The organism is Atlantibacter subterraneus (assembly GCF_007570865.1).
GTDB lineage: Bacteria > Pseudomonadota > Gammaproteobacteria > Enterobacterales > Enterobacteriaceae > Atlantibacter > Atlantibacter subterraneus.
Genome location: NZ_VLPS01000003.1, coordinates 572,056 through 584,454, shown reverse-complemented (window position 1 = coordinate 584,454; position 12,399 = coordinate 572,056). Strand labels below are relative to the sequence as shown.

At 55.3% G+C, this 12,399-nt stretch carries 13 protein-coding genes; 7 read left to right on the top strand and 6 right to left on the bottom strand.

Annotated elements, in window-relative coordinates:
- Positions 1-46: 46 nt before the first annotated feature.
- Positions 47-607, bottom strand: a complete 561-nt coding sequence (locus FND52_RS08425; RefSeq protein WP_125291728.1) for a TetR/AcrR family transcriptional regulator — start codon at positions 605-607, stop codon at positions 47-49.
- 88 nt (positions 608-695) lie between these two features.
- On the opposite strand from FND52_RS08425, the gene FND52_RS08420 reads away from it, so the two are divergent.
- Positions 696-1,907, top strand: coding sequence for an MFS transporter (locus tag FND52_RS08420; protein ID WP_125291727.1), 1,212 nt, complete (start codon positions 696-698; stop codon positions 1,905-1,907).
- Entirely contained in the window at positions 1,904-2,716 is an 813-nt protein-coding gene (locus tag FND52_RS08415) for a Cof-type HAD-IIB family hydrolase (RefSeq protein ID WP_144130483.1), read from the top strand. Before FND52_RS08420 ends, FND52_RS08415 begins: the two co-directional genes overlap by 4 nt.
- Positions 2,717-2,745: 29 nt before the next feature.
- Here the strand turns inward: FND52_RS08415 and FND52_RS08410 are convergent, their stop codons facing one another.
- Positions 2,746-3,981: an MFS transporter gene (locus FND52_RS08410; protein WP_144130481.1), complete on the bottom strand. Its 1,236-nt coding sequence runs from the start codon at positions 3,979-3,981 to the stop codon at positions 2,746-2,748.
- Between the two features lie 282 nt (positions 3,982-4,263).
- On the opposite strand from FND52_RS08410, the gene ybjG reads away from it, so the two are divergent.
- Entirely contained in the window at positions 4,264-4,872 is a 609-nt protein-coding gene (gene ybjG / locus FND52_RS08405; RefSeq protein ID WP_144130479.1) for an undecaprenyl-diphosphate phosphatase, read from the top strand.
- An 80-nt stretch (positions 4,873-4,952) separates the two neighbouring features.
- A complete protein-coding gene (deoR, locus tag FND52_RS08400; RefSeq protein WP_125291723.1) occupies positions 4,953-5,717 on the top strand; it encodes a DNA-binding transcriptional repressor DeoR in 765 nt (254 codons plus the stop codon).
- A 41-nt stretch (positions 5,718-5,758) separates the two neighbouring features.
- On the opposite strand, the gene dacC is transcribed toward deoR, so the two are convergent.
- Positions 5,759-6,970, bottom strand: a complete 1,212-nt coding sequence (gene dacC / locus FND52_RS08395) for a serine-type D-Ala-D-Ala carboxypeptidase (protein ID WP_125291722.1) — start codon at positions 6,968-6,970, stop codon at positions 5,759-5,761.
- A 259-nt stretch (positions 6,971-7,229) separates the two neighbouring features.
- Here dacC and FND52_RS08390 point away from each other — a divergent pair, with 259 nt between their 5' ends.
- Positions 7,230-7,856 carry a glutathione S-transferase family protein gene (locus FND52_RS08390; RefSeq protein WP_144130477.1) on the top strand — a complete coding sequence of 209 codons (627 nt, stop codon included), beginning with the start codon at positions 7,230-7,232 and terminating at the stop codon, positions 7,854-7,856.
- Here the strand turns inward: FND52_RS08390 and FND52_RS08385 are convergent, their stop codons facing one another.
- Positions 7,857-8,966, bottom strand: a complete 1,110-nt coding sequence (locus tag FND52_RS08385) for a PQQ-dependent sugar dehydrogenase (RefSeq protein WP_144130475.1) — start codon at positions 8,964-8,966, stop codon at positions 7,857-7,859.
- Between the two features lie 101 nt (positions 8,967-9,067).
- The gene (locus FND52_RS08380; RefSeq protein ID WP_125291719.1) at positions 9,068-9,451 is read right to left on the bottom strand and encodes a biofilm formation regulator BssR; all 384 of its coding nucleotides are present in this window, start codon (positions 9,449-9,451) and stop codon (positions 9,068-9,070) included.
- A 164-nt stretch (positions 9,452-9,615) separates the two neighbouring features.
- Here FND52_RS08380 and FND52_RS08375 point away from each other — a divergent pair, with 164 nt between their 5' ends.
- Positions 9,616-10,650, top strand: coding sequence for a LysR family transcriptional regulator (locus FND52_RS08375; protein WP_244290561.1), 1,035 nt, complete (start codon positions 9,616-9,618; stop codon positions 10,648-10,650).
- Here the strand turns inward: FND52_RS08375 and FND52_RS08370 are convergent.
- A complete protein-coding gene (locus FND52_RS08370) occupies positions 10,647-10,847 on the bottom strand; it encodes a hypothetical protein (protein WP_125291718.1) in 201 nt (66 codons plus the stop codon). The two genes, FND52_RS08375 and FND52_RS08370, sit on opposite strands and share 4 nt — an antisense overlap.
- A 194-nt stretch (positions 10,848-11,041) precedes the next feature.
- Between FND52_RS08370 and rimO the strand changes: the two genes are divergently transcribed.
- Positions 11,042-12,367, top strand: a complete 1,326-nt coding sequence (rimO, locus tag FND52_RS08365) for a 30S ribosomal protein S12 methylthiotransferase RimO (RefSeq protein WP_125291717.1) — start codon at positions 11,042-11,044, stop codon at positions 12,365-12,367.
- Positions 12,368-12,399 lie beyond the last annotated feature (32 nt).

Sequence of the window (12,399 nt, the reverse complement as noted above, 5' to 3'; positions counted from 1 at the left end):
CCCGCCGTTTTGGTTCAAGGTTGATGGGTTTTTTGTTGCCTGAAATTCAGCTTACGCGCCCTTCTTCCCCCGCAATCCTTCCCAAAAGCTCACGCAATTGTTCACGTCCCAGCGGCGCGCTATCGGTTACGTAGTGTAGCGTCATCCCTTCGACAAATGCGTCCAGCGCCCGCGCGGTGACCGGGTCGAACCAGTGTTCCAGCAGCGTCTGGCTGCGTCGCATCCAGGCCTGCATCACCAGCTTTAAACCGGGACGCCGTGCGGCGTAAGCGTACAGCTGGTACATCAGTTCCATATTGCGCGGCGTGGTCATGTATGCGCCGCAAATCAGGTCAGCCAGCGCATCGCAGGCCATCGCGGGGCTGGTTGCCTGCCCTATATGATGAATAAAACTTTCCGACATCCGGTCGGCAAACCGGCAAAACGCCTCTTCAAGCAGATCGTCGATGCCGGTGAAGTAGTAGGTCATCGACCCCAGCGGCACCCCAGCCAGCGCCGCGATTTTGCGATGGGTGACGCCGTTAATACCATGCTCCGCGACGGCATCCAGCGTGGCGTCTAAAATAATGTCTCGCCGCCCGCTGGGGGCGGATTCTGCTTTACTCATCCCATCCTCGGGGTCATAAAAGTGATATGTACAAATGTACACTTCCTTGCTAGTGTTGTCTTACCTTTTCCGGAAACCAGGTTAGTAAATGCCGTTAACCGCACGCCAGGCCCTGCGTCGCCGCACCTGGGCACTGTTTATCTTCTTCTTTTTACCCGGCTTATTGATGGCCTCCTGGGCCACCCGCACTCCCGCTATCCGCGACGGTCTTGCCGTTTCCACCGCAGAAATGGGCGTGGTGCTGTTTGGGCTGTCGATTGGTTCCATGAGCGGCGTGCTGAGCTCCGCCTGGCTGGTGAAACGCTTTGGCACCCGCATCGTGATCCGTAACAGCATGATCCTGGCGATTGCCGGGATTATGTTGATGAGCGGCGGGCTCGCCATCTCCACCGCTTTTGTCTTTGCCAGTGGTCTGGCGCTGTTTGGCGCAGGTCTTGGCTCGTCTGAAGTGGCGCTGAATATAGAAGGCGCGGTGGTTGAGCGTGAAAGCCATAAAACCATTCTGCCGATGATGCACGGTTTCTACAGCCTCGGCACGCTGGCGGGCGCGGGCGTCGGTATGGCGCTGACCGCAATCAATATACGCGCCGACGGGCATATTCTGCTGGCCGGGCTGGTCACCGTCGCGCCGATGATCTACGCCATGCGCGCCATACCTGACGGCGTGGGCAAAGAATCAAAGCAGGAAAAACAGGCTAACGCCCAGCAGCGAGTGCCGTTTTATAAGGATTTCCAGCTGCTGCTTATTGGCGTGATCGTGCTGGCAATGGCCTTTGCTGAAGGCTCGGCTAACGACTGGCTGCCGCTGTTGATGGTAGACGGCCACGGTTTTAGCGCCACTTCCGGCTCGATTATCTATGCCGGATTTACCCTCGGCATGACGATAGGCCGCTTTACCGGCGGCTGGTTTATTGACCGCTACAGCCGCGTGGCGGTGGTACGCGCCAGCGCCGTGATGGGCGCGCTGGGCATCGCGATTATCGTGTTTGTCGATAATCCCTGGCTGGCGGGCGCATCGGTGCTACTCTGGGGGCTTGGCGCGTCGCTCGGCTTCCCGCTGACTATTTCCGCCGCCAGCGATACCGGCCCGGATGCCGCATCACGCGTTAGCGTAGTGGCTACCACCGGTTATCTGGCCTTCCTGGTAGGACCGCCGCTGTTAGGTTTCCTGGGGGAGCATTACGGGCTGCGCAGCGCGATGATCGTAGTGCTGTCGCTGGTGATTATCGCCGCGCTGGTGGCTCGCGCGGTGGCGAAACCTGAATCTCAAATTGAAAGTTCAACGGAGCAATGCAGATGAGCGTGAAACTGATCGCTGTCGACATGGATGGCACCTTTCTGGATGACGTAAAGCAGTACAACCGCCCGCGCTTTTTAGCGCAGTACGCCCGGATGAAAGAGCAGGGCATCCGCTTTGCGGTGGCGAGCGGCAACCAGTACTACCAGCTGTATTCCTTCTTCCCGGAGATCGCCCAGGAGATCGCCTTTGTTGCCGATAACGGCGCGTGGGTGGTGTGCGAGGGCGACGATATGTTCAATGGCGAATTCACCGTGCAGCAATACAACACCGTGGTGGATCACCTGCTGACCCTGCCGGATATCGAAATCATCGCCTGCGGCAAGCAGTGGGGCTATATTCTGAAAAGCTACCATCCGTCGTTTAAGCTGCTGGCGGCGCGCTATTACCACCGCCTGAAAGAGGTGGACAGCTTTACCGGTATTGACGACGTATTTTTTAAATTCGCGCTGAACCTGCCGGACGATATTCTCGCCGAAACCATGATCGCGCTGGGCGAATCGCTGGAGGGCATCGTGGTGCCGGTAACCAGCGGACACGGCTCTATCGATCTGATTATCCCCGGCCTGCACAAAGCCAACGGTCTGCGGATTGTTCAGGAACGCTGGGGCATTGAAGATCATGAAGTGGTGACGTTTGGCGACGGCGGCAACGATATCGAAATGCTCACCCAGGCCGGGTATGGGTTTGCGATGCAAAACGCGCCGGAAAATATTCGCGCCCTCGCCCATTATCAGGCCGGGCATAATAACCATCAGGCGGTGCTTGATGTGATTGATAAGGTGCTGAATCGCGAAGCGCCCTTCAACTAAGACATCGCCCTCAACAGAGGGCGATTTTTTTACTGCGGCTGTAACCCGCTGCCGACCGATTTATCCTTCAGGAATATCACCATCAGCCCCAGCCACAATAGCCCGTTAGCGAGGTTAAACAGGCTGAACAGGCCATTGCCGCCCAGCAGCCACGCGTGTTTGCTGAGCTCAATCCCGACGGTGAAGATCAGCATTTGCAGCATCCCCATAGCGGCGGAAACCGTGCCTTTACTCATGTCGCTGGCAAACAGCGTCAGGCGCACCAGTCCGGCGTTGGCAAGGCCAATCCCGAAAGCGTAAATGCTCAGCCCGGCGGTCATCCATAAATAGGCGTGGGACGAGACCACTGTCGCCAGCGCGGCCACCGCCAGGCCAAGCATAATCGGCCAGCCGCCCATGATAATCAGCGCCCGCACGGTGCGGCGCGAGGTTAAGCGCGCCAGCACCAGGTTGCCGATAATCAGCGCGCCGAAAATCGGCACCTGGAGCAGGCCATATTCGTAGGTGCTGAGCTTTTCACCGTTGATGATCAGCACCGGCGACTGGGCTATCCAGGCCAGCAGCGGCAGGCTGACAAAGCCAATCGACAGCGCCCCTGCCACAAACCGCACGTTCTTCATCACTTCACGGTAATCGCGCCCCAGCTCCTTCATCGACAGTTTGTCGCCAAGGCGGGTGGCGGTTTCCGGCATCGCGCGCCATAGCCCAAAAAAGGAGATGGCCGCCAGCACCGCGAACAGCACAAACATCATTTCCCAGGGCGCGACGTGGATCCAGGCCGCGCCCACCAGCGGGCCGAGCAGCGGCGCAATCAGCGCCACGTTCGCCATCAGCGCGGTAATTTTGATGCACACCGCCTCTTCAAACGACTCCTGGATCGCCGCATATCCCACCGCGCCGATAAAGCACAGGCTGATCCCCTGAAGAAACCGCAGCACAGTGAACTGTTCGATATTTTGCGCCAGTAGCGTCGCCAGGCAGGTCACGATAAACCACACCACGCCCCACAGCATCACCGGACGGCGACCCACGCGATCGGAGAGTGGCCCCAGCAGCCATTGTAAAAACATCCCGCCCGCCAGATAGGCGGTCATCGAGGTCGGCACCCACTCCACGCCCGCCTGATACTGCGCCACTACCGTTAGCATGCCGGGTTGGATCATATCGTTGCCGATATAAGTCGAGAATTCGTAAAGCACCAGACAGAGCGGGAACAGCAGCGCCTGCCGCCCCAGCCGTTTGGTTGAAGAAGTTGTTGTTTGCATGCGTGAAAGTCATCCATTAAAAATCGCGCAGAGTGTAATGAAACAGCGGCGATTCAGATAGTGAATTGTGCGCGACAGGACCGGAAAACGCACGTTTTCGCGCGGCGTTAAGGTTTTATTCAGGAGCGGGGGTTTTAAATCAACTGAGTGAGGTTATCCATTGTTACACAACATACCGATAACTAAGACAATACCCCTTTACCGACCAGCGCTGCGCTTTTATGTTTATCTCCTTTCGCGCCGCACCCTGGCGACAATCGCGGGACCGTTAAGGACTGGATTATGATGGAAACCCTGAACCTGTCACTGTTTGACCTGATCAACGCCACGCCGGCGTCCCCTGCCTGGCTTATTCAGGCCGCGATTTTTATCGCCAAAGATTTAATCCACATTGTGCCGGTGCTGATTGTGGCGCTCTGGCTGTGGGGGCCGCGTCATCAGGTGGATTACCAGCGTCATCTGGTGATCCGCACCGCCATCGCCCTGGCTATCAGCATGTCGGTTTCCTGGCTGCTGGGGCAGACCTTTCCCCATGAACGCCCGTTCGCCGAGGGTATCGGCTATAACTTCCTGCACCATGCGCCGGATTATTCGTGGCCCAGCGATCACGGCACGGTGATTTTTACCTTCGCGCTGGCGTTTTTGTTCTGGCATCGCCTGTGGTCAGGCACGGCGCTGTTTATTATCGCCTGCGCGGTGGCGTGGTCACGGGTTTACCTTGGGGTACACTGGCCACTCGATATGCTGGGCGGCCTGCTGGTCGGCCTGCTGGCCTGCCTCACGACTCAGATCGTCTGGAATCTGTGCGGCGCTGCGCTGTACCGATTTTTGTGCCGGGTTTATCGATTCTGCTTCGCGCTACCCATCCGCAAAGGTTGGGTGCGTGACTAACGCAGCATCGACGCGTAAAATTGCCCGCTGGCGGTGAGGCCGTGGCCCACAGACAGGGTAAACACAATAACAGAGGTGATATGGAAACACGGCGTGGCGATCGAATCGGGCAGTTGCTGCAGGCGTTAAAGCGCAGCGACAAACTCCATCTCAAAGAAGCGGCGGCGCTGCTGGGCGTCTCGGAAATGACTATCCGCCGCGACCTGAGCGGTAATAACGCGCCGGTGGTGCTGTTGGGCGGCTATATCGTACTGGAACCGCGCAGTTCTGCCGTAAGTCACTATTTGCTGAGCGACCAGAAAACCCGTCTGGTAGAAGAAAAACGCAAGGCCGCCCGTCACGCCGCAGATTTGGTTCGTCCACACCACACGCTGTTTTTCGACTGCGGCACTACCACGCCGTGGATTATCGACGCGCTGGATGACGATCTGCCCTTCACCGGCGTCTGTTACTCGCTGAATACGTTCCTGGCGCTACAGGAAAAACCGCTGTGCCGGGTGATCCTGTGCGGCGGCGAGTTCCACGCCAGCAACGCCATTTTCAAGCCGCTAAATTTCCATGAGACCCTGCGCAATCTGTGCCCGGATATCGCCTTCTTTTCGGCAGCGGGCATCCATATTCGCCACGGGGCAACCTGTTTTAATCTGGATGAACTGCCGGTGAAACACTGGGCGCTGGAGATGGCCCAGCGTCATGTGCTGGTGGCGGATGCCAGTAAGTTCGGCAAAGTGCGTTCGGCCTGCATGGGCCCGCTGACGTCTTTCGATACGCTGATTACCGACAGCCGCCCGGATGACGAGTTTGTGCGTTACGCTCAGGAAAAAAACATCACGCTGGTGTGGTAACTGACGGGGCTTCCCGCCGGAAAGCGGGAAGCATTCAGAAGTTAAAACCAGTCGCCAAACCACTGGTGGAATTTCATCAACACGAAATCCCACATCCGGCTAAAGAAACCGCCCTCTTCTACTGCTTCCATGACAATCAGCGGACGCTGTTCAATCGATTTGCCGTTGAGCTGGAAATCAATATTGCCGACCACCTGGCCTTTTTTCAGCGGCGCGGTGAGCTGCGGCTCGGTGAGGGTAAATGTCGCTTTGAGATTTTTCAGCTGGCCTTTCGGGATGGTCACTGAACCCGCTTCCCCCGCGCCGAGCTTCACCTCTGATTTATCGCCAAACCAGACGCGCTGGTTAACAAAGGCGGCGTCCGGCTTAATCGGCGTCACGGTTTCAAAGAAGCGGAAGCCCCAGGTCAGCAGCTTTTCCGATTCACGGAAGCGCACGCCGTCGGTTTTCGCGCCCAGCACCACGGAAATTAAACGCATATCGCCCTGGGTCGCAGAGGCCACCAGGTTATAACCGGCCCCGGCGGTGGTGCCGGTTTTCATCCCATCGACGTTCATGGTAGTGCTCCACAGCAGACGGTTGCGGTTCGGCTGGCGGATCTTATTGAACGTGAACTCTTTCTCTTTGTGGATCGCGTACTCTTCCGGCACATCGTGGATCAGTGCCTTGCCCAGCAGCGCCATATCCCGCGCGGTGCTGAACTGGCCCGGCGCATCCAGGCCGTGTACCGTTTTGAAGGTGGTATTGGTCAGGCCAAGTTTGGCAGCATAGCTGTTCATCAGGCTGACGAACGAATCCTGGCTACCGGCTACATAATCGGCAATAGCGATGCTGGCGTCGTTGCCCGACTGGATAATTACACCTTTATTGAGATCCGCCACCGAGACCTGATCGCCTGGCTTCAGGAACATCAACGAGGAGCCGCGCAGCGCCGGGTTGCCCGTTGCCCAGGCGTCTTTGCCCACGGTGACCATATCGTTAAGATGAATTTTTTGCGCCTTCAGCGCCTGGCCCACCACGTAGCTGGTCATCAGCTTGGTGAGGCTGGCCGGGTCGAGCTTTTCATCGGCGTTGCCTTCGGCGAGCACTTTGCCGCTGGCGTAATCCATCAGGATCCAGGCCCGGGCTTCTACTGGCGGCGCATCGGGTGTTTGAACCTGTTCTGCGGCATAGGCTGCCGTGGTAGAAATCAATAACAGTGCAGAGCCTGCGGCCCATACACGCAGAGTTGTCAGTCGCGTTTTCTGGTTCATAGGTACCACCCGAATATCCTTTCAACAAAACAAGTTAAATCAAATGCATCGCAATGAGCGGTGAGTGTCCCGCACTCATCCACGTAAAGAAACACTGTGTTGGTAAAGTTTTTAAAGTTTATGCGATTTGCCGTGGCCCGGTCAGTTTTAACGCCATATTTTTACGCGTTATTGAACACCGGTTAACGCAATAACATGTCCGGCAACTTATTAGCAGCGTATGATGGAGCCACTTTATTACACGAATAAGGAGCGAACCATGATTACCGTTTGGGGCAGAGATAATTCCACCAATGTAAAAAAGGTCCTGTGGTGTCTTGAAGAACTGGAGCTTCCCTTTGAGGTTATTCCCGCTGGCGGGAAATTTGGCCTGAATAACGAGCCGGAATATCTGGCGATGAACCCTAACGGGCTGATCCCCTGCCTGCGTGACGACGAAACCGGCATTACCCTGTGGGAATCCAACACCATCGTGCGCTACCTTGCCGCGCAGTACGGGCAAAACCGCATCTGGTTTGATTCGCCTGCGGTACGCGCCCAGGGTGAAAAGTGGATGGACTGGGCGGCATCGACGTTACCGCCCGCGCACCGCGTGGTGCTGTTTGGCCTGGTGAGAACCCCGCCGGAGCAGCGCAACATGGCGCAAATTGACGAGGCCGTTGCCCAGTGCGATAAGCTGTTAGGGATGCTGGACGCCGAGCTGGCCCACCTGCAGTGGCTGTCCGGGGATCAGTTCGGACCGGGGGATATCGCCGTTGCGCCCTATGTCTACAACCTGTGGAATATTGATATTCAATTAACGCCGCGCCCTAACTTGCAGCGCTGGTATCAGCAGCTCAGCGAGCGCCCGGCGTACCGTAAAGTTGTGATGATCCCGGTAAGCTGATTAACTTTTCGGCGAGACCTTTAACAGCTGGCCGTCGGATTCGTCGGTCAGCACGTACAGATAGCCATCCGGCCCGACGCGTACATCACGGATACGCTGTTTACGCGAGTCCAGCAAGCGCCCATCCTCTTTCACGCTGTTGCCGTTAACGGTCATTTCGATCAGGTTTTTATCTTTCAGCGCGCCAATAAACAGTTTGTTTTTCCACTGCGGGAAGGTGTCAGCGTTATAGAACGCCATACCGCTGAGCGCCGGAGAGTGCTCCCACCAGAAAATCGGCTGCTCGGTGCCCGCTACTTTGCCGCCTTTGGCTTCGGGGATCTTTAACCCGCTGTAGTTGATGCCCCAGGTAGCAAGAGGCCAGCCGTAGTTTTTGCCGCGCTCGGGAATATTAATCTCATCGCCGCCGCGCGGGCCGTGTTCGTTAAGCCACAGCGCGTTGCTCCACGGGTTCATCGCCAGCCCCTGCGGGTTACGGATGCCGTAAGCCCAGATTTCCGGTTTCGCGCCCGGTTGATTTACAAACGGGTTATCGTCCGGCACCTTGCCCTGATCGGTCAGACGGATCAGTTTACCCTGATGCTTATCCAGATCCTGCGCGGTGGGCCGCCGGTTGTTCTCGCCTGTCGCGATATACAGATAGCCTTTGCCGTCAAACACCATACGCCCGCCGAAGTGGTTGCCGGTAGAGAGCTTCGGATGCTGGCGGAACACCACGGTGAAATTTTCCAGCCGTTTGACGTCATCGCTCAGGCGACCATAGCCCACGGCAGTGCCCGCCTTGCCGTCGTTGCCCACTTCAGAATAGCTCAGCCACACCCGGCGGCTTTGGGCGAAATCGGGTGCCAGCACCACGTCCAGCAGCCCGCCCTGCCCTTCGGCCCAGACATCCGGCACGCCGACGATGGGGTCAGAGAGACCTTCCCCAGGCTGCCAGCGCTTAAGCTGGCCGTCGCGCAGCGTGATTAACATGCCCTGGTTGTCCGGCAAAAACGCCAGCGACCAGGGGTGGTCAAGCTTGCTTTGCAGGACCTCGACATTGACGTCCTGCGCCTGGACGGAAACGCTGACGAATAACAGAGCGGCAACAAGGGACACGCGCGGTTTCATGGCTCTCTCCTCAGTTTTCGATAAGGTTAGCCAGCGCGCCGGCGGATGACGGGAATTTTACAAAACCTTTAACAAATCGGGGGAGCTAAGCTCCCCCGGGTTCAGGCCTCTGCGGGAGCCTGATGGTGAGTGAGTTGACGAATGCTCAGGTTCAATGTGGCAATGGCGCGCTCCAGCTTATCGGCATCCACCGTAATATAGAGCGGGCAATCGTGGCTGCCGGTCATTAAACACACCGCCGCGCTGGATATCGCATCCAGCCCGCGGTGCAATGCCGCCAGCTCATCTTCGCGTAGCGCCAGTTTCAAACGCGGGTGTTTTTCCCGCCAGAAGGCGCATAAATCAAACAAACTATCGCGCAGATGATTGCTCTCAGCCACCGACATATATCCCTTCGCTTTTCTCAACTTCAGGTACGCAGAAAGTGCATTTCTGGCCACGATCAGCTTCTGGTAGAGATCGTGTTTGAGTCTGGCAACGGACATAACGGTATCCTCCCTGTGCGACATCTAACATGCACAGACAGAGTATGGCTAATTTCTGAGCGTTCACATGTTTTAAATCAATCTTCCATCACACATTAACATTATTTACATTGACACAACGGCAGCGAAGCGGCAGAGGGAGGCACCCCAGGTCAATACCAGGAATGGATGAAACTGTCAGTTATTTAAGCAAGATAACTGTTTTAGTTGCCCATGCCGCCGGGAACGGTTTTCTCTGCTATGTTGAAAAACAGGCCAGGCGGTATAGTAAAGTTGATTCTGAGGGATCTATGTCCATCAATTCAGTTTCAGAAAAAACCTGCGCGTTAACAAAAATAGACCTGAACCTGCTGGCCATTTTCTGTTTAATTTACAGTATGGGCAGCATTAGCAAGGTTGCAGATATGCTGGACATTTCCGCTTCCGCCGTGAGTCAGTCACTGAAAAAATTACGTGAGCTCATGGACGATAATTTATTTGTTCGCAGCGGGAATGCTCTTTTACCCACCGTATACGCGGATGAACTTTACGATAATATCCTCCCCGTTTTAGATACGCTTTCCAGTTTACTTCCTCTGTCGGCGCTGGTAAAAAAGAAAAGATTAACTCTGTATACTGAACCCTATATATCACCGCTGGTCATCCCCGACTTAACAGAAAAAATCATTACATCGCAATCCGACATCAGCCTGCTGCATCGCACCGCAGATTTGAATGAACATAGCATCACGGAACTGTTAAACCTGCGCCAGGCTGACGTCGTATTTTCCACGTTTTCGGTTGCGAACAGTAATATCATCTGCCAGAAAGTTGAAGAGATGAAACTGGTGCTGATTGTTTCACAACATAATGAAATTTATGGCGATACCATTACTGAGGCATTATTTAAAGATGCTAACCTAATCGGCTACAACACGAAAAACGAAAAAATCATTTATCACCGGAGTATTGTTGATAAAAAATTCAGATCGAGCGAACGGTGTCTCTTGACCACCTCATTCTCCTCTCTACTGTTAATCGTTTCTAAAACCAATTGCCTGGGAATTATTCCGGAAAAATTATTTTCAACCTATCGAGAAATGTATCAGCTAAAAAAACTGGAAACGCCCTTTTCATTACCGCAATTCAGTATCTTTTCATCCTCCCGTAAAGAAACTAACAAAACGCTCCAGTGGTTATTAACAGCGATTAAAAACTAAATCAGACTGGCAGCCGATCCGGTACGAGAAACCCGCTTACGGTGATTATCAATTTCATCCCGGAAAATAATCTTAAGCGCAGCGATTAATTCCGGTCGGGTTAGCCCGGTAGCGGTGGCAATCTGAATCAAATCAACGCCATGATTATGGAGCGTTTTCGCCATTTCTAATTTCGCCAGCAAATCTAAATCTTTCATTGAATACCTCGTAACAGTGAGTGACTGAATACAAAGTATCCTGTTAATCCCTGTTAACCCATTAGTGAAACGCAAAGCCGGGATTAGTATTACTTAATGGCGACGTAATTTACGCACAGATGTGTATAAATTCCCCGAGGAAATCCGTACAATCCTTGCCCTGACCATTCGATAACTGACTATTTTTTGACCTTATGAGCAATGTATCACACCAGCCGAAAATCGGCTTCGTCTCCCTGGGCTGCCCGAAAAACCTGGTGGACTCTGAACGCATCCTGACTGAACTGCGTACCGAAGGGTATGACGTGGTGCCGAGTTACGATAACGCCGATATGGTGATCGTCAATACCTGCGGCTTTATCGACAGCGCGGTGCAGGAGTCGCTGGAAGCCATTGGCGAAGCGTTAAACGAGAACGGCAAGGTGATTGTGACCGGCTGCCTTGGCGCGAAAGAAGATCAAATCCGCGAAGTGCATCCGAAGGTGCTGGAAATCACCGGGCCGCACAGCTACGAGCAGGTGCTGGAACATGTGCATCACTATGTGCCGAAGCCGAAGCACAACCCGTTTTTAAGCCTGGTGCCTGAACAGGGCGTCAAGCTAACTCCGCGCCACTACGCGTACCTGAAAATTTCCGAAGGCTGCAACCACCGCTGCACCTTCTGCATTATCCCGTCGATGCGCGGCGATCTGGTCAGCCGCCCGATTGGCGAGGTGCTGTCTGAAGCCAAACGCCTGGCCGACGCGGGTGTGAAAGAGATTCTGGTGATCTCCCAGGATACCTCCGCTTACGGCGTCGATGTAAAACACCGTATGGGCTTTCATAACGGCGAGCCGGTAAAAACCAGCATGGTGGGCCTGTGTGAACAGCTGGCGAAACTGGGTATCTGGACGCGTCTGCATTACGTGTACCCGTACCCGCACGTCGACGATGTGATCCCGCTGATGGCCGAAGGCAAAGTGCTGCCCTATCTGGACATCCCGTTACAGCACGCCAGCCCGCGCATCCTGAAGCTGATGAAGCGCCCAGGTTCGGTGGATCGCCAGCTACAACGCATCAAGCAGTGGCGCGAGATTTGCCCGGAACTGACCCTGCGCTCGACCTTTATCGTCGGCTTCCCAGGCGAAACCGAAGAAGATTTCCAGATGCTGCTCGACTTCCTGAAAGAGGCCCGTCTGGACCGCGTGGGCTGCTTTAAATACAGCCCGGTTGAAGGCGCTGGCGCTAACGAACTGCCGGAGCAAATCCCGGAAGAGGTAAAAGAAGATCGCTGGAACCGCTTTATGCAGCTCCAGCAGCAGATTTCCGCCGAACGCCTGCAGGAAAAAGTGGGCCGTGAAATCATGGTCATCATCGATGAGGTGGACGAAGAAGGCGCGATTGGCCGCAGCATGGCGGACGCCCCGGAAATCGACGGCGCGGTCTACCTGAACGGCGAAACCGGCGTTAAGCCGGGCGACATTATCCGCGTCAAAGTGGAAAACGCCGACGAATACGATCTGTGGGGCAGCCGCGTTTAAGCGCGCTTGCTGTGTAAAAGGCTGCCAGCGGC